The 24,882-nt window shown below is 32.8% G+C and carries 20 protein-coding genes and 1 tRNA gene; 20 read left to right on the forward strand and 1 reads right to left on the reverse strand.

Going from position 1 to position 24,882, the window contains the following annotated elements:
* Positions 1-3 precede the first annotated feature (3 nt).
* The 6 genes from A8975_RS03595 to A8975_RS03620 all read left to right on the forward strand — a co-directional run bounded on the left by A8975_RS03595 (position 4) and on the right by A8975_RS03620 (position 7,167).
* The gene (locus A8975_RS03595; protein WP_129759185.1) at positions 4-1,170 is read left to right on the forward strand and encodes a formimidoylglutamase; all 1,167 of its coding nucleotides are present in this window, start codon (positions 4-6) and stop codon (positions 1,168-1,170) included.
* A 206-nt stretch (positions 1,171-1,376) separates the two neighbouring features.
* Positions 1,377-2,744: a gliding motility lipoprotein GldK gene (gldK, locus tag A8975_RS03600; protein WP_129759184.1), complete on the forward strand. Its 1,368-nt coding sequence runs from the start codon at positions 1,377-1,379 to the stop codon at positions 2,742-2,744.
* 78 nt (positions 2,745-2,822) lie between these two features.
* On the forward strand, positions 2,823-3,473 hold the full coding sequence (gldL, locus tag A8975_RS03605) for a gliding motility protein GldL (RefSeq protein ID WP_129759183.1): 651 nt from the start codon (positions 2,823-2,825) through the stop codon (positions 3,471-3,473).
* Between the two features lie 58 nt (positions 3,474-3,531).
* A complete protein-coding gene (gene gldM / locus A8975_RS03610; protein WP_134198704.1) occupies positions 3,532-5,073 on the forward strand; it encodes a gliding motility protein GldM in 1,542 nt (513 codons plus the stop codon).
* A 53-nt stretch (positions 5,074-5,126) separates the two neighbouring features.
* Positions 5,127-6,026 (forward strand): gliding motility protein GldN, encoded by a 900-nt coding sequence (gene gldN, locus A8975_RS03615; RefSeq protein ID WP_131505886.1) that lies wholly within the window; start codon positions 5,127-5,129, stop codon positions 6,024-6,026.
* A 100-nt stretch (positions 6,027-6,126) separates the two neighbouring features.
* The gene (locus tag A8975_RS03620) at positions 6,127-7,167 is read left to right on the forward strand and encodes an NAD(P)/FAD-dependent oxidoreductase (protein WP_134198705.1); all 1,041 of its coding nucleotides are present in this window, start codon (positions 6,127-6,129) and stop codon (positions 7,165-7,167) included.
* 35 nt (positions 7,168-7,202) lie between these two features.
* On the opposite strand, the gene A8975_RS03625 is transcribed toward A8975_RS03620, so the two are convergent.
* Positions 7,203-7,586 (reverse strand): DUF983 domain-containing protein, encoded by a 384-nt coding sequence (locus A8975_RS03625; protein ID WP_129759179.1) that lies wholly within the window; start codon positions 7,584-7,586, stop codon positions 7,203-7,205.
* 81 nt (positions 7,587-7,667) lie between these two features.
* Here A8975_RS03625 and A8975_RS03630 point away from each other — a divergent pair, with 81 nt between their 5' ends.
* The 14 genes from A8975_RS03630 (at position 7,668) to A8975_RS03695 (ending at position 24,880) form a co-directional block, all read left to right on the forward strand.
* The gene (locus A8975_RS03630) at positions 7,668-9,581 is read left to right on the forward strand and encodes an ABC-F family ATP-binding cassette domain-containing protein (RefSeq protein ID WP_134198706.1); all 1,914 of its coding nucleotides are present in this window, start codon (positions 7,668-7,670) and stop codon (positions 9,579-9,581) included.
* 84 nt (positions 9,582-9,665) lie between these two features.
* On the forward strand, positions 9,666-10,799 hold the full coding sequence (locus A8975_RS03635; protein ID WP_134198707.1) for an efflux RND transporter periplasmic adaptor subunit: 1,134 nt from the start codon (positions 9,666-9,668) through the stop codon (positions 10,797-10,799).
* Positions 10,800-10,801: 2 nt separating this feature from the next.
* Positions 10,802-13,996 (forward strand): efflux RND transporter permease subunit, encoded by a 3,195-nt coding sequence (locus tag A8975_RS03640; RefSeq protein ID WP_131505881.1) that lies wholly within the window; start codon positions 10,802-10,804, stop codon positions 13,994-13,996.
* A complete protein-coding gene (locus A8975_RS03645) occupies positions 13,986-15,302 on the forward strand; it encodes a TolC family protein (RefSeq protein ID WP_134198708.1) in 1,317 nt (438 codons plus the stop codon). The genes A8975_RS03640 and A8975_RS03645 overlap by 11 nt, the downstream gene beginning before the upstream one ends.
* A gap of 11 nt (positions 15,303-15,313) precedes the next feature.
* A complete protein-coding gene (locus tag A8975_RS03650; RefSeq protein ID WP_134198709.1) occupies positions 15,314-15,496 on the forward strand; it encodes a CPXCG motif-containing cysteine-rich protein in 183 nt (60 codons plus the stop codon).
* Between the two features lie 143 nt (positions 15,497-15,639).
* Positions 15,640-16,545 carry a Two component regulator three Y domain protein gene (locus A8975_RS03655; RefSeq protein WP_134198710.1) on the forward strand — a complete coding sequence of 302 codons (906 nt, stop codon included), beginning with the start codon at positions 15,640-15,642 and terminating at the stop codon, positions 16,543-16,545.
* A gap of 113 nt (positions 16,546-16,658) precedes the next feature.
* Positions 16,659-16,731, forward strand: a tRNA-Met gene (locus A8975_RS03660).
* Between the two features lie 112 nt (positions 16,732-16,843).
* Positions 16,844-18,124 (forward strand): tyrosine-type recombinase/integrase, encoded by a 1,281-nt coding sequence (locus tag A8975_RS03665; RefSeq protein ID WP_243832941.1) that lies wholly within the window; start codon positions 16,844-16,846, stop codon positions 18,122-18,124.
* Between the two features lie 5 nt (positions 18,125-18,129).
* Positions 18,130-18,921, forward strand: a complete 792-nt coding sequence (locus A8975_RS03670) for a hypothetical protein (protein WP_134198712.1) — start codon at positions 18,130-18,132, stop codon at positions 18,919-18,921.
* A gap of 99 nt (positions 18,922-19,020) precedes the next feature.
* Positions 19,021-19,530 carry a hypothetical protein gene (locus A8975_RS03675; protein WP_134198713.1) on the forward strand — a complete coding sequence of 170 codons (510 nt, stop codon included), beginning with the start codon at positions 19,021-19,023 and terminating at the stop codon, positions 19,528-19,530.
* Positions 19,523-20,560 carry an AAA family ATPase gene (locus A8975_RS03680; protein WP_243832942.1) on the forward strand — a complete coding sequence of 346 codons (1,038 nt, stop codon included), beginning with the start codon at positions 19,523-19,525 and terminating at the stop codon, positions 20,558-20,560. The genes A8975_RS03675 and A8975_RS03680 overlap by 8 nt, the downstream gene beginning before the upstream one ends.
* Before the next feature lie 8 nt (positions 20,561-20,568).
* The gene (locus A8975_RS03685; protein ID WP_134198714.1) at positions 20,569-20,799 is read left to right on the forward strand and encodes a hypothetical protein; all 231 of its coding nucleotides are present in this window, start codon (positions 20,569-20,571) and stop codon (positions 20,797-20,799) included.
* Between the two features lie 46 nt (positions 20,800-20,845).
* Positions 20,846-21,700, forward strand: a complete 855-nt coding sequence (locus A8975_RS03690; RefSeq protein WP_134198715.1) for a DUF6371 domain-containing protein — start codon at positions 20,846-20,848, stop codon at positions 21,698-21,700.
* A 111-nt stretch (positions 21,701-21,811) separates the two neighbouring features.
* Positions 21,812-24,880, forward strand: coding sequence for a type I restriction endonuclease subunit R (locus A8975_RS03695; protein ID WP_134198716.1), 3,069 nt, complete (start codon positions 21,812-21,814; stop codon positions 24,878-24,880).
* The last annotated feature ends 2 nt before the right edge of the window (positions 24,881-24,882 follow it).

Here is a 24,882-nt window from a genome sequence, read left to right on the forward strand (position 1 = left end):
TACATGAACTTTAATTTTCTTTCTCCTGTTTCCGATACTGTTTTAGCTCATAACGAGTTGCTGTCTCAACAAGCACTAGGAAGAAAAATAAAAGTTCACTCTGCTCAAAAAGGAATTCCAGATTTAGAGGATGTCAAAATTGCTATCATTGGTGTATTAGAAAATCGTAATGATGTTAATTACATTGGTGATGTGGTTGATTTTACCAATGTAAGAAAAGCACTCTATGCACTTTTCCCAGGAAACTGGAATACCAAACTTGCCGATTTAGGCGATATTCATCAAGGAGATTCAGTAGAAGATACCTACTTTGCTCTTAAAACAATAATCACTGTTTTACTTGAAAAAAAGATAATACCTGTAATATTAGGAGGAAGTCAAGATTTAACCTATGCTAATTATCGCGCTTACGATAATGTTATACCAATGGTTAATATTGTAAATGTAGATAGTAATTTTGATTTAGGCGATTCAACACAGCCAATAAAGAATAATAGTTATTTAGGTAAGATTATATTAGAGCAACCATTTAATCTCTTTAATTATTCTACAATAGGATATCAAACCTATTTCAATCCGCAAGAAGAAATTGATTTAATGGATAAGCTTTATTTTGAAGCGTATCGTTTAGGAGAGGTGTCTAATAATATAAGTTTAGTAGAACCAGTAATGAGAGATGCTCATTTAGTAAGCGTCGATTTAAAATCTGTAAAAGCATCTGAAGTTGGTGAAAAGCAAAAGTACTCACCAAATGGACTTGATGGAAAGGAAGTTTGTGCTATTTCAAGGTATGCTGGTATAAGTAATAAAGTATCTTCATTTGGGATTTATGAATATAAACTTTCAAGAGAAGATGAAGTCACTGCAATGTTAGTTGCACAAATAATTTGGTATTTCGTCGAGGGTGTAAATTGTCGAGTAAAAGACGACGATTTTAAAGATGACAATAACTATCAAAAATTCAATGTGTTAGTAGAAGATGAAGATCTTATTTTTTATAGGAGTATAAAAACTGGACGTTGGTGGATAGAAATACCTTTTTTGCCAAATGTTAATAATAAATTAAAAAAGCATACGTTATTACCATGCACGCATGAAGATTATGTAGAGGCAAGCCATGGAAAAATACCTGAAAGATGGTATAAGGCGTATAAAAAGAATAGTTTTTAGTATATTTACTTTTTTAATCCTAAAAGTCAATTTCATCGATGAAATGCATGCTTTTTGGGATGAAGTGCAAAAAAAAATAAAAAAAAATTGTTTTTTTGAAAATATATGGATATGTTTACTGCCTCAAAATTGGGAAAACAAATTTTTTTTAAAAATTTAACATTTAATAACCGAACAATTTTAAACTAATTTAACCTCGAGTTTCTATGAATATGAAGAAGTTTGCTTTATTAACCGCTGTGTTAGCTCTATTAGTTAGTTGTGGCTCTGGAGACAGAGGAGAACTAGTTGGAGTTAAAGGAAAGAAATGGCATCCTGAAAAGCCCTATGGAATGACGCTTGTTCCAGGTGGAGCATTTATTATGGGTAAATCAGATGATGACCTAGCTGGTGTACAAGATGCACCAACAAGAACTGCTACAGTTAGAGCGTTCTACATGGACGAAACTGAAATCACTAACAGTGAGTATCGTCAGTTTGTTAATTGGGTAAGAGACTCAATTATTAGAACTAACCTTGCAATTATTGCAGATGATTTTGGATTAACACCTGACGATGGTGGTACTGGTGAATTTGCCTTTAAAGATGCCGATACTACAAACATGAGTGTTTATGAAAAATACATGATTGATAATTATAGTGGACTTGGACCAACTGGTTATGAAGGAAGAAAATTAAATCATGATGTAGATTTGATTTTTGATACTTCTGAATATCCAGATGAGTACTATGCTGAGGTTATGGATACAATGTATTTACCAATTGAGGAATCTTACAATGGACAACGTACTTGGGATGTGAAAAAATTCAAGTTCCAGTATACTTATATGGACATTAAAAAAGCAGCTAAAAATAAAAACCTAAGACGTAAAGATGTATTAATTACTGAAGAGGTTGAGGTGTATCCTGATACTACTGCTTGGATTAGAGACTTCGCTTACTCTTATAATGAGCCAATGCATAACGATTATTTTTGGCATGATGCTTACGGAGATTATCCTGTAGTAGGAGTGTCATGGAAACAAGCAAATGCTTTCTGTCAGTGGAGAACATTAAATAAAAATGGTTACCAAAAGAGTAAAGGTAAAGCTTTTGTAAATTCATTCAGACTACCTTCAGAAGCAGAATGGGAATATGCTGCAAGAGGTGGATTGCAAGGAGCAACTTTCCCTTGGGGTGGACCATATACTAAAAATGACAGAGGTTGTTTTATGGCAAACTTTAAGCCTTTAAGAGGAGATTATGCTGCTGATCAAGCTTTATATACTGTAGAAGCTGATGCATATGAGCCAAATGACTACAACTTATACAACATGGCAGGCAATGTGTCAGAATGGGTGTACGGTTCTTACGATCCAGGTTCTTATGAATACTCTTCAACAATTAACCCTAATGTAAACGATCCTGATAATGAGCGTAAAGTTGTACGTGGTGGATCATGGAAAGATGTTGCATATTTCTTACAAGTAAGCTCAAGAGATTATGAATATGCTGATTCTGCAAGAAGTTACATAGGATTTAGAACAGTACAAGATTACATGGGTACTGAAGTAACAAACAACGCAAGAAATTAAAAACAACAACAACTTAAATTAACAATTAATACTAACCTACTTAGGTAATATTTAACTTAAACTAAAAACACAAAAATTATGGCACAATCAAAAGCAAGTAAGAGGTTCATGAACATGGCTTACGGACTAGGAGCATCAGTAGTAATCATTGGAGCACTATTCAAAATTATTCACTTCGAAATTGGATTTTTAACTGGTAATGTTATGTTAGCAATCGGTCTTATTACTGAGGCAATTATATTCGCATTATCTGCATTTGAACCAGTAGACGATGAATTAGACTGGTCTTTAGTATACCCAGAATTGGCTGGAGGAGCTTCTTCTAACAAAAAGAAAAAAGCTGAAGAGCCAAAAGACGCTGAAGGTTTATTGTCTAAGAAATTAGATAACTTATTAAAAGAAGCTAAAATTGATGGTGAGCTTATGACTAGCTTAGGTGAAAGCATCAAAAACTTCGAAGGTGCTGCTAAAAGCATTAGCCCAACTGTAGATTCAATTGCTGCTACTAAAAAGTATGGAGAAGAATTATCTCTTGCTGCTGCACAAATGGAATCATTAAACAGCCTTTATAAAGTACAATTAGAAAGCGTTAACCGTCAAGCTGCTATTAACGAAGAAGCTGTTGAAAACGCAACTAAACTTAAAGAGCAAATGCAATCTTTAGCATCTAACCTTTCTTCATTAAATGGAGTATATGGTGGAATGCTATCTGCTATGAACAAAAACTAAATTAGTTTTTAATTTTCGCAATTAATTAAAACAATTAACAACAAAAAACTAATTTAAAATGGCAGGAGGAAAATTATCTGCAAGGCAGAAAATGATTAACTTGATGTATTTGATCTTCATTGCGATGCTAGCATTGAATATGTCAAAAGAAGTGCTATCGGCATTTGGATTAATGAACGAAAAGCTAACCGAGTCTAATGAAGCTGCTACTGAACGTAACGCTGCATTTATGGAAGGTTTAGCTGCTAAAGTAGACGAGCAACCAGCTAAGTATAGACCTTTAAAGGCTGACGCTGATCAAATAGACAAATTAGCGACCGATTTTAATAGTTATTTAGATGATTTAAAAGCTCAAATGACTGCTAAGGTTGAAGACCCTAAAGATTACGAAGTAATGGATAAAGGAGATTTCCTAGATAACCATTTCTTTAAAGGAGATAAACTAAAGCCTGAAGGAGAAGAATTTTTAAATCAAATAGCTAAGTTTAGAGATGGAGTGTCTAATATTTTAGCAGGTAACCCAGAGTTAGCAAGTATGGCTGATGATGTAAAGAAGAAATTTGCTACAGAGCCTGTGAAAAATAGAGATGGAAACACTATTGATTGGTTAGATTACCACTATAAAGGATTTCCTTTAGTTGCTTCTTTAACTAAAATGACTCAATTACAAGCTGATGTTAAAACTACTGAAACAGAAGTATTACAATCAATGCTTGGAGAGCAATTAAAAATTGAAGCATCTTTAACTAACTTTGATGCAATTGTTGTTCCAGACAAAACTGCTTTCTTCTCAGGAGAAAACTTTACTGGACGTATCATCTTAGGTAAAAATGACAAAACATTAAGAGCTGATAAAGTAATTATTAATGGACAAGAGCTTTCTGCTGAGTCTATGCAAGCTGGTCAAACTATTTTAGATTTCCCTGCAGGTGCAGTTGGAGAGCGTGAAATAGAAGGTGAGTTCCAGTTTAAAGAAGGAGATTCTATCATTAGCATTCCTGTAAAAAGTACTTACGCTGTAGTACCTAAACCAAACTCTGCTACAATATCTGCTGATAAGATGAATGTAGTATATAGAGGTGTTAACAACCCTATGACTATTTCTTTTGCTGGTATTTCAGATAACAATGTATCTGCAAGTGCACCAGGTTTATCAAAAGGTTCTGGAGTTGGTAAGTATAACATGAACCCTACAACTGGTAGAGAAGTAACTATCAACGTATCTGGCACATTGCCAGATGGAACTAAAGTAAGCGATAAAGCAACCTTTAGAATTAAAGATATCCCTAAGCCTGTAGGTGTTATGGCTGGTCAAGACGGATCATTTAGTTTACCAAGAAACAACGTTGAAATAGGTAGAGTTGAAGCTAAATTATTAGACTTTGATTTTGACTTACCACTTAACGTAACAGGATTTAAATTTAAAGTTCCAGGTCAACCATCAATCACAGTGCAAGGTAATAGATTAAATGGTGCTGCTAAAAACGCATTACGTAAAGCTAAGCGTGGTGACACTGTTCAAATTTTTGAGATTAGATCAACAAGTTCTGGTCCTAAAATCAAACCAGCAGCTCCTATAATGATTGAGTTATCTAACTAATCTGTTGTATACAGACTACTTATGTAATAATGGTTAAATTAAAAATTAAAAAAATGAATAATAAATTCTTATTGTCAATTGTACTAATAGTAGGTTTTACTCTTAATACATTTTCTCAGGCAAACATCTTAAATGCTAAGAAACCTGAAGAAATTGGAGTGAAGACAGAGGCTCAGTTAGCATTGGATAACGATAAGCCATTGGAATATGGATATGTTGATGACAGAGACATACTATTTTCTAAAATGACTTGGGAAAAAATTGTTCTTGATGAAAGAGCTAACTTTCCACTGTACTATCCAGTAGATACTAATAATATTGGAAGTGAAAGACGTTCTTTATATCATGTGTTAATTAAAGCGGTTAGAGACGGAAAAATCAAGAATATCTATGATGATTCTTATTTCACTGCTAAAAGAACACTTAAAGATTTAGCTGATATTACAACAAAAGTAGATACTTTAGGTATTGGATACGACCAATTCAACGCTGAAGGATTCGTGGATCCTGAATATATTACTACAACTAGAATTGAAGCTTACGATATTAAAGCATATTTAATTAAAGGTCTGTGGTATTTTGACAAGAGACAAGGTGAGTTAAAGTACAGATTACTTGGTATTGCTCCAGCAGCACCAGACGTAAACTTTATTAACTCAAATGACGAAGCTAATAAAGTGCCTAATGCTTTGTTTTGGGTATTTTATCCTGAAGCAAGAGAGGTTCTGCATGAAGCAAAATCATTCAATAACAAAAATAGTGCAATGCCAATATCTTTTGACCACTTGTTAAACTCAAGACGTTTTAACGGTTACATGTACAAAGAGGAAAATGTATATGGAGATAGAGAGGTTAAAGAATATGTTGCAGATAACGCATTAATGCAGTTATTAGAATCTGATCGTATCAAAGAAAAGATTAGAAACTTTGAACAAGATATGTGGTCTTACTAAGTATAGACTTCTACATAAAACAAAAAGCTCGCTTATTAAGTGAGCTTTTTGTTTTTTAATAATTACCCTTCGCCTTACCTTTGTCACTCTTTAATTGTACATGGAAGTAGATTATATAATAGTAGGTTGTGGACTAGCAGGAATTGCCTTTTGCGAGCAGTTACGACAGAACAACAAATCTTTTGTGGTATTTGATAATTCATCTCAGCACTCATCAACTGTTGCAGCAGGATTATATAACCCAGTTATTTTAAAACGATTTACTGAAGTTTGGAGAGCTCAAGAACAATTGGATATTGCTTTGCCTTATTATAAAAGCCTTGAAAGTTTGTTAAGTAAGAAACTAGATTATAAATCGTCTATTTACAGAAGGTTTTCATCAATTGAAGAACAAAACGAATGGTTCTCAGCTGCTGATAAACCAGCTTTAGAGCCTTATTTATCTACAAAGATTGTGAAGAATACCAATGTATCGATTGATGCTCCTTTTGGTTTTGGAGAAGTCTTACATACAGGTAGAATTGATACTAATGTGCTTATTGATTCGTATAGGTTATTTCTTGAAGACAATAATAGACTACACAAAGAGTTGTTTAAATATGAAGATCTAATATTAGATGGGCAAGAGATAAAGTACAATACTATTAGTGCATCACATATTGTGTTTTCTGAAGGTTTTGGGATTTTAAAAAATCCGTATTTTAAAAACCTTCCACTTAGTGGAACTAAAGGTGAGATACTAACCATTAAAGCACCAGACTTAAAGCTAGACTACATCTTAAAGTCATCAGCTTTTTTAGTGCCTTTGGGAGACGATTTATATTCTGTTGGAGCGACTTATAATTGGGATGATAAAACAAACTCAACAACTATTGAAGCAAAAGAAGAACTAGTTAATAAATTGAAAAAGTTTATGACTTGCAGTTTTGAAGTTGTTAATCAAGTAGCAGGAATAAGACCAACGGTAAAAGATAGAAGACCTTTAGTAGGTTCGCATAATAATTACAACAACGTTTTTGTATTAAATGGACTAGGAACTAGAGGTGTTATGATTGCTCCTTATGTTGCACAGCAACTCTTTAACCATATTGAAAAAGATGAGCCTTTAGAGCCTGAAATTAATATTTCGCGCTTCAATTAATAGATTCTTCCCTTTGGTAAGGTTAGGATAGGTCTTTACTTCTTAGCTAAAGTCTTATCATAATGCATAAAAAGATTAATCCATATATTTCTGGATAATCGCATTATTATTGGTCCAAAAGCAACCAAAGTCCCAATTATAGCTATAAAAGCAACTTTTAAGCTAGTATTTAAAAATAAGTAACTAATAACAAAAGCAGCAACAGCAAACGCAATACCTACACCGTAACTCACATACATTGAACCATAAAAAAACGAAGGTTCAATTCTGTATTTTGTGTTACAATTTGAACATCTCTCATTTATCTTTAGAGTATCACCTAAAACATAAGGGTTTTTTGTAGTATACATAGATTCTTCATGACATTTAGGGCATGCGCCAGTGAAAATGCTATATAATTTGCTTCCTTTTTTTATCATGATTAAAAGTTTATTTTTGCGTTTTGTATCTCTATACAAAAATACTCTTTAATCATTAATTCTTTGTAACAATAGTAGCAAATGCTCAATATTCATAATCTATCCATTTCTTTTCAAGGCGAATATCTATTCGAAGAAATCACCTTTAAATTAGGCTCTGGAGATAGAGTAGGATTGATTGGAAAAAACGGAGCAGGAAAATCCACAATGCTTAAAATTCTTTCTGGAGAAATGGAAGCCGATTCAGGTCAAATGGCAGCAGATAAAAACTTAAGTATTGGGTTTTTAAAACAAGATATCGACTTTGTTTTTGGAAGAACAGTTTTAGAAGAGTCTTACCAAGCTTTTGAAGAGATTAAATCGCTCGAAGCTAAAATGGAAGAGATAAATACGCAATTAGCTGAACGTACAGACTATGAAAGTGAAGGGTATAACCAGCTAATGATTGATCTTAACGATGTACAACATCAATATGAGATTATTGGAGGTTATAATTATCAAGGTGAAACCGAAAAAATACTACAAGGTTTAGGATTTAAACGCGAAGACTTTGGTAAACTAACCGATACATTTTCTGGAGGATGGAGAATGCGTATTGAACTCGCTAAACTATTACTTCAAAACAACGATATATTATTACTAGATGAGCCTACAAACCATTTAGATATCGAATCTATTATTTGGTTAGAAGGGTTTTTGAAAAGTTATAATGGAGCAGTGGTTATTGTGTCTCACGACAAAATGTTTTTAGACAATGTAACCAACAGAACTATTGAAATTTCATTAGGAAGAATTTACGATTATCCTAAACCGTATTCAAAGTTTTTAGTATTACGTAAAGAAATCAAAGACCAGCAGCTAGCAGCTCAGAAAAATCAAGAAAAGCAAATTCAACAAACTGAGAAGTTAATTGAAAAATTTAGAGCCAAAGCATCAAAAGCTTCTATGGCACAATCGCTTATAAAAAAGCTGGATAGAATTGATAGAATTGAGGTCGATGAAGATGATAACAGCGTAATGACACTTAATTTTCCGGTTTCCATTACTCCAGGAAAAGTAGTTGTTGAAGCCGAAGGCGTTTCAAAACAATATGAAGACTTACAAGTATTGAATAATATTGACCTTACTATTGAGCGCGATTCTAAAACTGCATTCGTTGGTCAAAATGGTCAAGGAAAATCTACACTAGCAAAAATTATTGTTAATGAAATAAAGCATCAAGGACATCTAAAACTTGGACACAATGTGCAAATAGGATATTTTGCCCAAAACCAAGCCGAATATTTAGATGGTAACAAAACTGTGCATGACACCATGATTGATGCTGCTAACGAAACTAACCGAACTAAAGTAAGAGATATTTTAGGGGCCTTTTTATTTAGAGGAGAAGAAGTTGATAAGTATGTACGTGTGCTTTCAGGAGGTGAGCGTAACCGTTTGGCAATGGCAAAATTAATGCTTCAGCCGTTTAACGTTTTGGTAATGGATGAGCCTACAAACCATCTCGATATTAAATCCAAAAATGTGTTGAAAGAAGCGTTAAAGCGTTTTGAAGGGACTTTAATTTTGGTATCTCACGATAGAGATTTTCTTCAAGGTTTAGTAGATAAAGTTTATGAGTTCAAAGACCAGAAAATTAAAGAATATTTAGGTGACATAGACTATTACTTAGAGCAACGAAATGTTGAAAGTCTTAGGGAAATAGAAAAAAGAGACGTTGTTAAAGAAGCTCCTAAAGAAGCAAATAACAAACAATCCTACCAAGATCAAAAGAAACTAAAATCTTTAAATAATAAACTAAGTAATACCGAGTCTAAAATCAACTCACTTGAAAAAGAAATAAAAAACATTGATGTTGAGCTCGCTACCAATTATGATGAAGTCGTTTCAGACCCTAAATTTTTTGATACCTATCAAGCTAAAAAAGACCAATTAGAAACATTGATGTTAGAATGGGAGACTATTCAGGAAGAAATTGATGGTATGACCTCATAAAGAGTATTCTTTTTTAAGTTTTTTTTAACGGCTTACCACGAGCAAATAAATATTTTTGTAGGTATTACCATCAAAAATCATTTAATGAGAAAACTAATACTCTCAGCTATTGGGCTAGTTATTATTTTGTTAGCTGTTTTCGGAGCCTATTTAATCATTGAAAATAGCAATAAGCCAAAACCTAGAATAGAAAAAGTAGTAAAGACTGTTTTTGCTGAAACAGTAACAAATACAACAGTTCCAATAACCATACCTGCAAATGGAACTTTGGTGGCAAAACATAAATTAGAACTATATTCCGAAGTACAAGGTGTATTTCAAAGTAGTGCTCACGATTTTAAAGCAGGACAACCATACCGAAAAGGCGAATCCTTAATTAGAATAAATAGTAGCGAGTATTATGCTTCAGTGCAATCAGCAAAAAGTGATTTGTATAACTTGATAACTTCTATAATGCCAGATTTAAGACTGGATTTCCCTGAAGTTTTCCCAGCCTGGGAAGCATATCTTAATAATTTTGATATTAGCAAAAGCGTTGCACCTTTACCTGAAACCAATGATGAAAAAGCTAATTACTTTATCACAGGAAGAGGTATTGTGTCGTCTTACTACAATATTAAAAATTTAGAGCAACGTCTTTCAAAGTATAGTATTTCTGCTCCTTTTAATGGAATTTTAACCGAAGCTTTAGTAACTAAAGGTACTTTGGTGCGTTCTGGTCAAAAATTAGGAGAATATATCGATACTTCGGTTTATGAGTTAGAATTGGCAATTAGTAAAACCTTTAGTGATTTACTTCAAATAGGAGAAAAAGTAGAGCTAAACACACTAGAAGGTAACCAAACCTATACAGGTAATGTGACAAGAGTTAACGGTAGAATTGACCAAGCTACTCAAACCATAAAAGTGTTTGTAGAAGTAAAAGGTGACAATTTAAAAGAAGGGATGTTTCTTGAAGCCAATTTAGAGGCTAAAGACGAACCAAATGCGATTAAAATTTCAAGAAAGCTACTAGTTGATGAATCTGAAATATTCATTATTAAAGACAGTATTTTAGATTTAATACAAGTTAAGCCAGTTTATTTTTCACCAAAAGAAGTTGTGATAAAAGGTGTTCCTGACGGAACAAAAATTTTGTCTAAATCAGTCCCTGGAGCTTATGCTGGTATGCTAGTAAAAGTTAACCAAGAATCGACTTCACAACAAACCAATAACTGATTATGAGAAAAATAATTAGCTATTTCATAAAGTATGAAGTTGCAGTAAATATAATTATCATTGCGTTTCTCATCTTTGGGGTTTTAGGCGTTTTTCAATTAAAATCATCCTTTTTTCCGTTACAAGAATCTGAAACCATTTCCATAAATATTACCTACCCTGGAGCAGCACCTCAAGAGATCGAAGAAGGTATTGTTTTAAAAGTTGAAGACAACCTTAAAGGATTAGTAGGTGTTGAGCGAGTAACTTCCACCTCAAGAGAAAATGGAGGAAGCATTACCGTTGAAATTGAAAGTGATGAGGATATAGACGATATGCTCGCCGAAGTAAAAAATGCAGTTGATAGAGTGCCGAATTTCCCAACAGGAATGGAACCTTTAGTGGTTGCAAAACAAGAACGTATTAGACAAACCATTGATTTTGCCATTAGTGGAGATAATATTGAACTCGCTTCATTAAAACAAATAGGACGACAAATAGAAAACGATTTGAGAGCTATGGATGGGATTTCTCAAATCAGTATTTCTGGTTATCCTGAAGAAGAAATAGAAATTGCAGTACGAGAAAATGACCTTTTAGCGTATAACTTAACCTTTTCTGAGGTAGCAAATGCAGTCGCTCAAGCTAATATTTTATCCACTGGTGGAAATATAAAAACCGATAGTGAAGATTACTTAATTAGAGCAAACAATAGGTCTTATTATGGTAATGAGTTAAACCACTTGCCTGTTAGAGCAAGAGAAGATGGTACAGTAGTGCGATTACAAGATGTGGCAACTATAAAAGACCGTTTTTCTGAAACACCAAATGCATCCTATTTTAATGGTAATGTTGCAGTAAATGTTGAAATTACAAATACAAATAGCGAAGACCTTCTTTCTGCTGCAGAAAAAGTAAACGCGTACATTGAGGAATTTAATCAAAAGCATTCAGGAGTTAAAATAGATGTGGTTAGCGACTCTTCAATACGGTTAAACCAAAGAACACAATTACTTTTAGAAAATGGTGCAGTAGGTATCTTGTTAGTGCTATTCTTTTTATCACTATTTCTTAATACGCGTTTAGCTTTTTGGGTGGCGTTAGGTTTACCTGTAGCCTTTCTAGGAATGTTCATTTTTGCACCTTTGTTTAATGTAACCATTAATGTATTGTCTTTGTTTGGAATGATAATAGTTATTGGTATTCTGGTAGATGATGGTATTGTAATTTCTGAAAATATCTACCAGCATTTTGAAAAAGGAAAACCAAGAATACAAGCTGCAATAGATGGTACCATGGAAGTTGTACCTCCTATTTTATCAGCGATTCTTACAACCGTTTTAGCCTTTTCAACGTTTCTGTTTTTAGATGGTCGTATAGGTGCGTTTTTTAGCGAAGTTTCGGTTATTGTAATGTTGACCTTAGTTGTGTCGTTGGTTGAAGCATTAATTATTCTTCCTGCTCATATTGCACATTCTAAAGCGCTTACACATCTTTCCGAAGAAGAAAAGGCAAAGAAAAAAGGAATAGCAAAACTGTTTTTAAAACTTAGGAAGTTTAATGAACTAGGAGACAAATTCATGGTGTATCTTAGAGATACGTTATACACTCCAGCATTACGATTTGCTTTAAACCAACGCTTTATAACATTTGCAATACTCTTAGCTATGATGATTCTTACCATAGGATCTTTTCAAGCAGGTCTTATTAGAAGTGCGTTTTTCCCAAGTATTGCGAGTGATAGAGTGAGTATAGACTTATTAATGCCTGAAGGAACAAACCCAAAAATCACAGACTCAATAATAACCATGGTTGAAACTGCTGCTTGGGAAGTTAACGAGGATTACACACAAAGGCAATCTGGTAATAAGCAAGTGGTTCAAAATATTATCAAACGTGTAGGTCCAGGAAACAACAAAGCAAGTTTAAGTGTTAACTTGTTACCAGGAGAAGAACGTGATTTTGGTTCACCTGAAATTACAAATTCTATTAGAGAAGCTGTTGGAGAAGTGTATGGAGTGGAGCGTTTAACTTTTGGTTCGGGAGGAAACTTTGGAGGTAATCCTGTGTCTATTTCTTTATTAGGAAATAATACCGAAGAGCTTAAATTGGCTAAAGATGAATTGAGGCTCGCCTTAGAAAATAATCCACTTTTAACTGATATTTCTGATACTGACCCAGAAGGAATAAAAGAAATTAATATTGAACTTAAAGAATCGGCTTATGCACTTGGTTTAAATTTAAGAGAAGTGATGAGTCAAGTGAGAGCAGGTTTTTTTGGTTTGCAAGCACAACGTTTTCAACGTGGTCAAGATGAAATTCGTGTTTGGGTACGATATGATAGGGTTAATAGAGAGTCAATTAACGACCTTGATGAAATGCGTATCGTTACACCTTTAGGTCAACGAGTTCCATTTGGAGAAATAGCAACTTATGAAATAAAAAGAGGCGACGAGAGTATTAGTCACCTTGACGGAAGAAGAGAAATTCAGGTTAATGCAGACTTAAAAGATATTAAAGGAAGTCCAACCGAGATTTTACAAGACATAAGAACTAATGTTATGCCAGAGCTGATGTCTAAATATCCTACCATTAGTGCATCTTACGAAGGGCAAAACAGAGAGAAAAACAAGCTCACCAATTCAGCAAGAATAGTAGTTCCAGTTGTTATATTCTTAATATATGTAGTTATTGCGTTTACATTTAGAAGTTATAGTCAACCATTATTGTTGATACTTATGATTCCGTTTAGTTTCATAGCAGTAGCTTGGGGACATTGGTTTCATGATTTTCCAATTAATATCTTGTCAGCTTTAGGAATTATCGCATTAGTTGGAATTATGGTAAATGATGGATTGGTACTCATAGGTAAATTCAATTCCTTTTTAAAAGAAGGTATGAAATTTGACGATGCCCTTTTTGAGGCAGGTAAAGCCCGATTTAGAGCTATATTCTTAACCTCATTAACTACAATTGCTGGTATTGCACCTTTACTTTTAGAAAAGAGTAGGCAAGCACAATTTTTAAAGCCAATGGCAATTTCAATAGCCTATGGTATTGGTATCGCTACAGTTTTAACATTGTTAATTTTACCGCTTTTAATTTCAGTGACTAATAGCGCAAAAAAGAATTCTAAATGGTTGGCAACAGGTAAAAATGTTACTAAAGAAGAAGTAGAACGTGCTATAAAAGAACAAAATATTGAAGATGAACATTAAGTATTCTATATCTGTAATTTTTATTTTAATAGCGAGTTTAGTCAGCGCTCAAGATGTACTCACTACACAAGAAGTAATTGAAATTGCTTTGGAGAATAACTATGGTATTAAAATAGCGAATAAAAATGTTGAAATTGCCGAAAATAATACCAATGTTTTAAATACTGGATACTTGCCAACAGTAACAGCAAGTGGAGGAGCAACATATAATATTGATAATACAGAAGCAGAGTTTTCTGATGGAAGTGTTACAACTTTAGAAGGTGCCGAAAGTTCGCGTTACAATGCGTCAATTAACCTAAATTATACATTATTTGATGGATTAGGAAGGCGATATAACTACAAAAGATTAAAGGAAGAAGAGCAATTATCAGAACTACAAGCAAGAGAAACAATTGAAAATACAATATTACAATTACTCTCAGTATATTACAATGTAGCTCAATTGTCTGAAAACACTTCGGCTTTAGAACAAACCTTAAACATCTCAAAAGATAGGTTAACAAGAGCACAATACCAGTTTGATTATGGTCAAAGCACAAAACTTGGTGTATTGAACGCTCAAGTTGATATTAATAACGACAGCATTAATTACATTAACGCTAATCAGCAATTAAAAAATTCTAAACGCGATTTAAATGTTGTGATGGGTAATGTTATGAATTCTCAGTTTGAAGCAGATACTTTGGTAACGTTTAAACTTCAGCTTAATAAAGACCAATTGTTAGAACAAATGAAATCTAACAACGTTACATTATTACAATTAGAAAAAAACATTTTAATAAGCGAATACGATATAAAATTTAATAAGGCTGCATATTTACCAACCTTAGGATTAACAGGTTCTTATGGATGGAATAAAAACAATAACAATGCTGCATCATTCTTAGCTGTATCAACTAATACAGGTTTGTCTGGTGGATTAAATTTAAGCTGGAATTTATTTGATGGAGGAAGCGCTATAACCAGAGTTAAAAACGCTAAAATAAATTTAGAAACTCAGCAGTTACAAAAAGATCAAATTATAATTGATATCGAACGAAACTTCAATAATGCTTGGGACGATTACCAAAATAAGTTAACGATATATAGGGTTCAGGAAGAAAATATAATCACCTCTAAAAATAATTTCGACCGTACTCAAGAAAAATTTAAACTCGGTCAAGTAACTTCTATAGAGTTTAGACAAGCTCAATTAAACTTGCTTAATGCTGAACTTAGTAAAAACCAAGCAAAATATGATGCTAAATTAGCTGAACTTACCCTTCTTCAAATCAGTGGTGAGTTATTGAATGTTCAATTTTAAAAGCGTGGTAAATGGAAGAGCATTTTTTTCAATGTCCTTACTGTTGGGAAGAAATTTCCATGCTTGTTGATACTTCACAAAGTAATCAAAACTACATCGAAGATTGTGAAGTTTGTTGCAATCCTATTAGGTTGAATATCAGTGTAAAAAACAATCAAATTTCTGGTTTTGAAGTGAATAATATAGAGCAGTAGCGTTTTGTTAGTTTGCTTAAAATCAATTATTTATGTTTTTTTGGTGTTGTGGAGTTGTGCATTTCATCGAAAATAATTGGTGATTCAACGACTTATATCTATATTCGTTATATAAATGTGCTCCCTCAACAAAATCTACTATTATGAAAACCATAAAAACTACATTGTTATTCTGTCTAGTAACAGTTTTTTCATTTGCTAGTATTTCCACCAAAGAAAAAGATGCTTTAAAAGCATTATATAACTCTACAGGAGGTCAGTCTTGGACTAAAACTTGGGATTTAAACGCGCCTGTATCTAATTGGCATGGAGTTGTTATTAGAAATGATAAAGTTGTTGAGTTGAATTTAGAGTTCAATAACTTAACAGGAAATTTACCATTTGAATTTGGTGATTTAGTTAATCTTGAAAAAATTAACTTTTTCAGAAATAACATCACAGGTAGCATTCCTTCTTCAATAGGAAAATTAAAATCCTTAAGATATTTAAACATAGCTTTCAATAAGCTTAATGGAGAGTTGCCACATACAATTACTGATTTAACATCATTAGTTTCATTACAGTTGTACATGAATAGTATTGAAGGAACAATACCTTCTCAAATTGGTAATTTAACAAGATTAAGAACATTAGAATTATATAACAACAATTTAAAAGGTTCAATTCCTGCTTCTATTGAAAAGTTGACTAACCTAAGAGAATTTTTAGTTAGTAGTAATAACTTAACAGGAAAGCTTCCTTCAAGCATTTCTAATCTTAAAAAACTTAAAGTATTAAGCGTTTTTGATAATAACTTATTTGGAATAGTACCTTCTTCAATTGGTGACTTAACTAATTTAGAAGAGCTAGTACTTGCTGATAATGCCTTTTATGGTGATTTACCATCTGAATTAGCAAGCTTAACAAATCTAAAAGTTTTATTATTAGGAAATAATGCATTTAAAGGAGACTTAGCATCTTTACAAGATAAGTTTCCAAATATTAGAAACTTTGATGCTCAAAATAATAACTCTAAAGGAAGCATTGCAACTTTAGATACTGAAGATTAAATTTTTAAAGTATTTTAATTAGTTATTTCTCCCAACAGATTTTTCTGTTGGGAGTTTTATTTTGAATAAAGTTTTGTAATCAAAAAAAACGTATTATATTTGCAGTCCAATATCGCGGGATAGAGCAGTAGGTAGCTCGTCGGGCTCATAACCCGAAGGTCACTGGTTCGAGTCCAGTTCCCGCTACTAAGGTCTAAGACCTATAAAACCAACGGTTTGTGTACGCACAAACCGTTTTTTTATGTCTGTTAATTCCTTACTTTTACGTAACGTATACGCTAACGTATACGTTTCTCGTATGAAAGCCAATTATTCCGAACCAAAAATCTACACTGGAGGTATATCTATTGATACATGGTCGAAATTGACCAGAGCTGAACAAAAAGAAGCTTTGTCTAAAGATTGGTATGTTTACTATTCCTTTCGACACCCAAAAACTTTAAAGCTAAAAAGACAAAATCCTATTAAAGGTGGAGCGAATAGATTTAAGACAAAAAGGGAGAGAATTACATTTTTAAAACAGCTACAAAGAAACTTGTCTTTAATGCTTCAAGCAGGGTTCAGTCCTTATGAGTATCAGCCGGAATTAGAGAACAATTTTTTTGGTGTTACTAACCCAGTAGAAAAAGAAAAAAACTTGAAAGTTGTTCGAAATGATGTTCAACCTATAGAAGATGGTTGCACAACAATAAATGAAGCATTTGAGCTTGGATTAAAATTAAAAGAGCAAGTGCTTGCTGAAACCTCATATCCTAAATTTAAAAGTAAAATAAATCAATTTAAAAGGTGGCTCTTGGACAATGATTTTAAATTGAGTGATGATGTGAGAAGGATAACAAAGAAAAACGTAATTACCTATTTAAATTATGTTTTGACTCGTACTAGCTCTAGAAATAGAAACAATTCCAGAACTGACTTAAATTCTTTGTTTCAACTATGGGTAGATAATGAACTTATTAAGGAGAATTTTATTTTGGAAATAAATACTCTAAAATCTAAACCAAAATTAAATAAAACATATACACCTGAAGTGCAAGAACTATTGTTTGAGTATATGTCAGAGAAAAGTCCAATTTTGGAACTATATGTTAGGTTTATTTACTATAACTTGTTGAGACCAATTGAAGTATGTAGGTTAAGGATAAAAGATGTAGATGTAATCAATAAAAGATTGACTTATAAGGCTAAAAACAAGTTGGTCAGGACAATGATTATTCCTGATGCACTGGTTGAATTACTGCCTGATCTTAAAACTAAAAGTCCTGAGCATTGGTTATTTACGCCCAATAAAATTGGAGGTTTTTGGATTACATCTGATAGTGAAAGGCGAAATTATTTTACCAAAGAATTTAAGAAAGTAAAGGACCATTTTAAGCTTGGTAGAGAATATGGTCTTTATAGCTTTAGGCATACAAGTATAACTAATCTTTACAGAGAGTTTAGAAAGACGATGACTCCTTTTGAAACCAAAAGTAAGCTTATGTTGATAACTGGTCACAAGACTATGGATGCTTTGGAAATGTATTTAAGAGATATTGACGCTGAACTACCTGAAGACTACTCACAATATTTAAAATAGCTACTATGAATTACAAAGAATGGTTTGCCATCACCAAGAAAATAGATTTAGAAAATTTTGATAAAGACGATAAAGATGATTTTGATCTATATGATTTTGATGCTTTTCTCAAAAAGGCAGGTGTTCAATACCCTCTCGTAAGAGACTTTTATTTAAACTATTTTGCCTACAAGTTGTTTTTTGTGATTGATGTTTTAGATTTAAATCAGTTCATAAAGTATCATTTTAATGAATCCGAATTTCAAGATGAACTTTTGGATGTTTTAAAATATAAAATTGTTCCCCTGCTAAATACTACTATAAAAAGGCAGCGTTTTAAAGTTGATATTAATACATCACACAAAGAACTACAGTTGGATTTATATCTTGATCAGTCTAATACTGTTTATATGCCATATTTTGAAAGCAGTCATTTTTATCACCTTGCTTATGTGAATATGTTAGGTGATGATTTAGTTTGTAGAAAGGAAATAATAGAAAAATTTATTTCATTGCATGAAAAAAAGGAAGCGTATTTGCCTAGGTTGAAGTGGGTTGGTAATTTCTCGCACCTATCCTTTATTATTTTGTCTTTGATAGAAAACGGATATATAGAAAAACCAATGAAAAATTATAAGCTATCTATTACTACAATATCAAGTTTAATTTTAGAGTCTTTCGATTTCGAAAATAATTCAATTCCAAATAAGGAAACTCTTGAACGATTTATGAGAAAATCTGGTGCAAAATATAAAAATGTAGAGGGTCAATTTGAAACTTTAGGCTTTAAAATACCTAAGGCAGATCGCTTTAAATAGTCATTCCGCGGAATAGTACGGACTCGTGTTTTTGTAACATGTTGATTTTTAGATTTTTTTTTGAAAATTTTGATACTTCAAATTAAAATTAGAAATCCCATGAAACAAATCCTAAACATTAGGCTTGAAGAAGAGCTAAAAAACCTTATTGAGTTAGAAGCTAGAGAAGAGGGTATTACTCCTTCCGAATTATCTAGAAATATTCTATCCGAATATTTTGATTATCATCCAGAATTTAATGACAAATTTATTGGTGTTAGGGAAATAGCCATTGTTGAAATAAGTACTTCTAGCTCTGTAAAGAGTGTGATCTCGGATTTAACTAATTCAGTTTTATGGCTGCTGTATGCGTCTATTAATAATCGTAACTTTTCTTATGAGCATCTTAATGAAAACAAAGTTAGGTTAGAAAAATTATCTAAATCTATCGAATTAAGTAATGACTTGAGGTTCGAGTTTTTAAAGGCTCTTAATGACATTAATAGAGTGTTTTTTGAAGGAGGGCAAAGCCAGAATCTAATGTTTATGCACCCAAATACAATGTATACACTTAATTACCAATTGTTGTATGCAGAAGTATGTAGGTTAATCTCTATCAACTATGATTAAGTTTAATAGAGGGGTAGTCAATAAAGAAATGCTAGATGCGGTTAAAAATGATATTGAAAAGAATGGCTCTAACGACCAGCAAAATTGCTTTGTTACAAAACCAGTAAATCAATGGATAAATGAAGCTAAATCAAGACCAATTCCTAAGATGTTGTTTGGGAGGTTTTGGTATGAAGGAGAAGTCTGTATTTTATTTGCAGACACTAACGTGGGGAAAAGTGTCTTGGCAGTTCAAATCGCGGATAGTATATCAAGACAAAAACCTATTGCAGAGTTTCCATTGGAAGTTGTGCCACAAAGAACAATTTATCTTGACTTTGAATTGTCTGATAAACAATTTGAAAAGAGGTATTCCAATAATTACAGTAATCATTATCAGTTTAGCGATAATTTTTTAAGAACTGAAATAAATGTAAATCATGAACTTCCTAAAAGTGTAAATTCTTTTGAGGAGTTTGTCGTGCTTTCATTGAAGCAAGAAATAAAACTACATTCTCCAAAGGTTATTATTATAGACAATATAACTTATCTAAGGTCTGATAATGAACGGGCAAAAGATGCTTTGTCATTAATGAAGGAATTAAAGGCAATCGCAAAAGAGTTTAAAATCTCAGTTTTAGTTTTAGCCCATACTCCAAAACGTGATTCCAAAATGCAATTATCAAAAAATGATCTAGCTGGCAGTAAAATGTTAATTAATTTTTGTGATTCAGCTTTTGCTATCGGGCAGAGTCAAAAGGATAAAGGGTTGAGATACATAAAACAAATTAAACAACGTAATACAGAATGTGTATACCATTCTGGTAATGTGGTAATTTTTGAGCTGAAGCAAAAGTTTAATTTTTTAATGTTTGATTTTATTGGGTATGATGATGAAATAAACCACCTGTCTGAATCAAATTTAAATGAAAAGCAGCTTAGAAATCAATGTATTGCAGATTTACATAAACAAGGTCTGTCAAATTGTGAAATAGCTCGACAATTGGATATTTCTGAGGGTACAGTTAGATATCAGCTTAACAAATTGTAAAACCAAGAATGACCGCTAAAGATGTATATAATATTGCAAAGACGCTATTGCCAGAGCAAGAGTATACACATCTATTTAAGCTGATTAAAAATGATTTCCCTAGTGAAGAAAATTTCAATTTTAAAAAGTTAAAACGAAACTCATTCAAAATTGAAGATTTAAAAGTACAACAGTATTTGTTGAAAACTGTTTTCAATAAATCAATTATTGAAGAAAGACAAAAATCATTGAACTCGTAAACTCGTAAGTAAAATTAGAGTTTACGGTTTTACGAATTTACGAGAAATGAATTACAAATATAGTTTGGATAATAGTAGCAGGAAATTTAATTGTCCTAAATGTCAAAAGAAGACATTCGTTCGTTATTTGGATAATGAAACAGGTTCGTATTTAAACTATAACATAGGTAGATGTGATAGGGAATCAAAATGTCAGTATCATTTAAAGCCTAATGGCAATACTACGCTTTCGAAATTAATATCCATAATTGAGTGTCAAAACCCAACTGTATTACATTTTGATAATGTATTACAGTCAATTAAAGGAACTGTGAGGAATAATAATTTGATAAAATTTTTACTACAATACTTTACGTATTCTGAAGTGCGAAAGGCAATTTTAGAGTATAATATAGGGATGTCGGATCATTGGAAAGGAGCGACGATTTTTTGGCAAATGGACCATCATCTTAATTTGTACTCTGGTAAAATAATGTTATATGATCCAATATCAGGTAAACGTGTAAAACACCCTTATCCACATATAAACTGGGTGCATAAAGTATATGGTATTTCAAATTTTGTATTAAGACAGTGTCTGTTTGGTATACACAACTTGTATACAAGAGATTTACAAACGATTGTTTGTATTGTAGAATCAGAAAAAACTGCAATTATCATGAGTTTAATTTTTCCAAAGTACTTGTGGTTGGCAACAGGTAGTAAGTCCAATTTTAAACTTAGTTTATTGGAACCACTTTTTAATCATAATATTGTGGTGTACCCTGACAAATCCGAATATGAAGATTGGCATAAAAAAACACAAATATTTAAAACCAAGGGATTCAAAATTAAGTGTAGTAATTATTTAGAAGGGTTGGCGCAACAAGAAGGGATAGACCTTGCCGATATTTTTGTATGAACTATTTAAGTTATTGTATAAAATCCTTATCTTGACTCACCCTTAGAAATTAATACTCGTTGACCCAAATTATTTTAAACTAAAGCTATACAAAAATAGTATTAACAATTTATGACATTCAACGAAGACTCTAGAGTAAAACTTCCTGCTATACTACATTTAACCCAACTTGGGTATAAATACATTTCCTTAAAAGATGCTGTTTGGGATGAAGATACCAACATCTTTACAGATATTTTTAAATCATCTATGACTAAGGTGAATCCGGATTTATCACCTGTAGAAATTGATAGACTATATCAAGATGTAGCACTAGATTTAGAAAATGAAGATTTAGGTAAAGCCTTTTATGATAAGCTAATCAATCGTTCTGGAACACGATTAATTGATTTTGAAAATTTTGAAAACAACGATTTTCACGTTGTTACCGAGTTGACTTACAAAAACGGTGAAGACGAGTTTAGACCAGATGTTATTTGTCTAATTAACGGAATGCCTTTAGTCTTCATCGAAGTTAAAAAGCCTAATAATCGTGATGGTGTTTTAGCAGAACGTAAACGCATTATCACACGTTTTCAAAATAAGAAGTTTAGAAAATTTGTAAATCTTACACAGTTTATGATTTTCTCAAACAATATGGAGTATGATGATAATGAGATTGAACCTTGGCAAGGTGCTTTTTATGCGTCACCTTCTTATGTAAAACCTATTTTCAATTATTTTAGGGAAGAAATCGGTTTTAACCTATCGCAGGTTTTAAAACCTTTAGATGAATCGGTAGAAGCTTTTATTTTAAAAGACACCAATTATCCTTCCATAAAGAATAGCGAAGAATACAAAACCAATAAAAATCCAGATAGTGCAACCAATCGCATATTAACGTCTTTATTATCTAAAGAGCGTTTGCAGTTTGTTTTACAATTTGCGTTGGCTTATGTAAAAGAAACCAGTGGATTACAAAAACACATTATGCGTTATCCTCAAATGTTTGCTACCAAAGCCATTGAGGCACATTTAGATAAGGAGAAAAGGAAAGGCATCATTTGGCATACACAGGGTTCTGGCAAAACGGCTTTAGCGTATTACAACACACATTTTCTAACGGACTATTTTCAGAAGAAAAGAATCATTCCAAAATTCTACTTTATTGTTGACCGTTTGGATTTATTAACCCAAGCTAGAGATGAATTTACAGCTCGCGGATTAAAAGTTCATACTGTAAGTTCTCGCGATGAATTTGTTGCCGACTTAAAAAAAACAACAGCAGTTTATAATGATAAGGGGCAACGTGAAATCACCGTTGTCAATATTCATAAATTTAAGGATGATACTGATGTTAGCCGAGAAACCGATTACAACATCAACATACAACGTGTCTACTTTTTAGATGAAGTACACCGTAGTTACAACCCTAAAGGGAGTTTTTTGGCGAACTTGGAGCAATCTGATAAAAACGCCATTAAAATTGGATTAACAGGAACGCCTTTAATTGGCGAAAGCTTAAAATCTAAAGATTTATTCGGTAGTTACATTCATAAATATTACTACAATAAATCCATTGCGGACGGTTATACCTTAAAGTTGATTCGGGAGGAAATAGAAACTGAATACAAAATCCTGCTAAAGAAAGCATTAGATAGTATTGATGTACTGAAAGGCGATTTAGATAAAAAAATAGCCTATGCGCATCCTTCGTTTGTAGCACCCATGCTCGATTATATTGTAAAGGATTTAGAATTGTTCCGTCAGCGAAATGCTGATGCCTCTACTGGCGGAATGGTAATTTGCGACAGTAGCGAGCAAGCAAGAGAAATGTTCAAAATTTTCAATAGCTACAGAGATGAAGAAAGTGAAGCGTCGACTTTACCACAAGCTGCGGAAGAAGCCAGCGAATACCTAACTAAACAAAAGGAAAGCTACAAGGTTAAAAAAGCAGCGCTTATTTTATACGATAGCGGTTCTAAAGAAGAATTGGAAAAATGGCGCGACGATTTTAAAGCAGGCAAAATAGACATCTTGTTTGTCTACAATATGTTGCTGACTGGTTTTGATGCCAAACGCTTAAAGAAAATCTATTTAGGGCGTATCATTAAGGCACACAACTTATTACAAGCCTTAACACGTGTTAACCGAACCTACAAAAACTATCGTTTTGGCTATGTGGTAGACTTTGCAGACATTTCTAAAGAGTTTGATAAAACCAATAAAGCCTATTTTGATGAGCTTCAGGATGTATTGGGAGACGAGATGGAAAGCTATTCCAACCTCTTTATGTCGCGTGACGAAATGGAAAAGAACATTTTAGAGATTAAAGAGAAACTAGCAGATTTCGACCTAAAGAATGCTGAAAACTTTTCATCTCAAATTTCACAAATCGATGACCATTCCGAGATGCTTCAAATTAGAAAAGCATTGGACGATGCACGTTCCTTATACAACATCATTCGTTTGGTGGGTGAATATGAGCTATTAGAAAAAATCGACTTCAGAAAACTAAACACCTTACGCATTGAAGCCGAAAACCATTTGGCATTAATGAATGCCAAAAACGCTTTAGAAACCAACGAGGAAATTGGCAACTTACTGAATGTGGCTTTAGAGGATGTGCTCTTTATGTTCAAAAAAGTAGGCGAAGCCGAAATGGTGTTGGCAGACGACCTTAAAGACTTGCTCAAGAAAACACGTGAAGCGCTTGGTGGAAATTTCGATACCAAAGACCCAGAATGGGTATCGCTATACGATGAGTTGCGTAGACTATTCGACAATAAAAATTTAAGTGAAGTATCACGTGAAGAAATGGAAGCGAATATGACCTCGCTAAAACAAATTCACGAAAAAATAAAAGAACTGAATCGTAAAAACGATTTATTAAAAGACAAGTACCAAGGCGATACCAAATATGCTCGTGTACAAAAACGCTTGGTAGAAGCTGGCAAACCTTCAAAATTAAAAACCGTAATTATTGAAGCTTTACAGCACATTAAAGAAGAAACCGATGTAGCAGTACTTAATCGTGCCGATAGTTTAAACAACGAACACTATTTTGGTCAATTGGTAGCGCGTTTGGTATTTCAAGAATTTAGCAAACAAAAAGTTTCTATGGATGTAGAAACCGTAGAATTTATAAAAAACATTATCGTAGAAGAATATTTAAACGAATATTACGGAAGAACCGCATAAAC

The organism is Meridianimaribacter flavus (assembly GCF_004366715.1).
Taxonomy (GTDB): Bacteria; Bacteroidota; Bacteroidia; order Flavobacteriales; family Flavobacteriaceae; genus Gaetbulibacter_B; species Gaetbulibacter_B jejuensis.

Excerpts from the sequence above, each read along its gene's own strand:
- A8975_RS03595 (WP_129759185.1), top strand. The coding sequence starts at position 4 with ATGAACTTTAATTTTCTTTCTCCTGTTTCCGATACTGTTTTAGCTCAT.
- A8975_RS03640 (WP_131505881.1), top strand. The coding sequence starts at position 10,802 with ATGAGAAAAATAATTAGCTATTTCATAAAGTATGAAGTTGCAGTAAAT.
- A8975_RS03655 (WP_134198710.1), top strand. The coding sequence starts at position 15,640 with ATGAAAACCATAAAAACTACATTGTTATTCTGTCTAGTAACAGTTTTT.
- A8975_RS03680 (WP_243832942.1), top strand. The coding sequence starts at position 19,523 with ATGATTAAGTTTAATAGAGGGGTAGTCAATAAAGAAATGCTAGATGCG.
- gldK (WP_129759184.1), top strand. The coding sequence starts at position 1,377 with ATGAATATGAAGAAGTTTGCTTTATTAACCGCTGTGTTAGCTCTATTA.
- A8975_RS03635 (WP_134198707.1), top strand. The coding sequence starts at position 9,666 with ATGAGAAAACTAATACTCTCAGCTATTGGGCTAGTTATTATTTTGTTA.
- A8975_RS03670 (WP_134198712.1), top strand. The coding sequence starts at position 18,130 with ATGAATTACAAAGAATGGTTTGCCATCACCAAGAAAATAGATTTAGAA.
- A8975_RS03685 (WP_134198714.1), top strand. The coding sequence starts at position 20,569 with ATGACCGCTAAAGATGTATATAATATTGCAAAGACGCTATTGCCAGAG.
- A8975_RS03620 (WP_134198705.1), top strand. The coding sequence starts at position 6,127 with ATGGAAGTAGATTATATAATAGTAGGTTGTGGACTAGCAGGAATTGCC.
- gldN (WP_131505886.1), top strand. The coding sequence starts at position 5,127 with ATGAATAATAAATTCTTATTGTCAATTGTACTAATAGTAGGTTTTACT.
- A8975_RS03630 (WP_134198706.1), top strand. The coding sequence starts at position 7,668 with ATGCTCAATATTCATAATCTATCCATTTCTTTTCAAGGCGAATATCTA.
- A8975_RS03695 (WP_134198716.1), top strand. The coding sequence starts at position 21,812 with ATGACATTCAACGAAGACTCTAGAGTAAAACTTCCTGCTATACTACAT.
- A8975_RS03645 (WP_134198708.1), top strand. The coding sequence starts at position 13,986 with ATGAACATTAAGTATTCTATATCTGTAATTTTTATTTTAATAGCGAGT.
- A8975_RS03625 (WP_129759179.1), bottom strand. The coding sequence starts at position 7,586 with ATGATAAAAAAAGGAAGCAAATTATATAGCATTTTCACTGGCGCATGC.
- A8975_RS03675 (WP_134198713.1), top strand. The coding sequence starts at position 19,021 with ATGAAACAAATCCTAAACATTAGGCTTGAAGAAGAGCTAAAAAACCTT.
- A8975_RS03650 (WP_134198709.1), top strand. The coding sequence starts at position 15,314 with ATGGAAGAGCATTTTTTTCAATGTCCTTACTGTTGGGAAGAAATTTCC.
- gldM (WP_134198704.1), top strand. The coding sequence starts at position 3,532 with ATGGCAGGAGGAAAATTATCTGCAAGGCAGAAAATGATTAACTTGATG.
- A8975_RS03665 (WP_243832941.1), top strand. The coding sequence starts at position 16,844 with ATGAAAGCCAATTATTCCGAACCAAAAATCTACACTGGAGGTATATCT.
- gldL (WP_129759183.1), top strand. The coding sequence starts at position 2,823 with ATGGCACAATCAAAAGCAAGTAAGAGGTTCATGAACATGGCTTACGGA.
- A8975_RS03690 (WP_134198715.1), top strand. The coding sequence starts at position 20,846 with ATGAATTACAAATATAGTTTGGATAATAGTAGCAGGAAATTTAATTGT.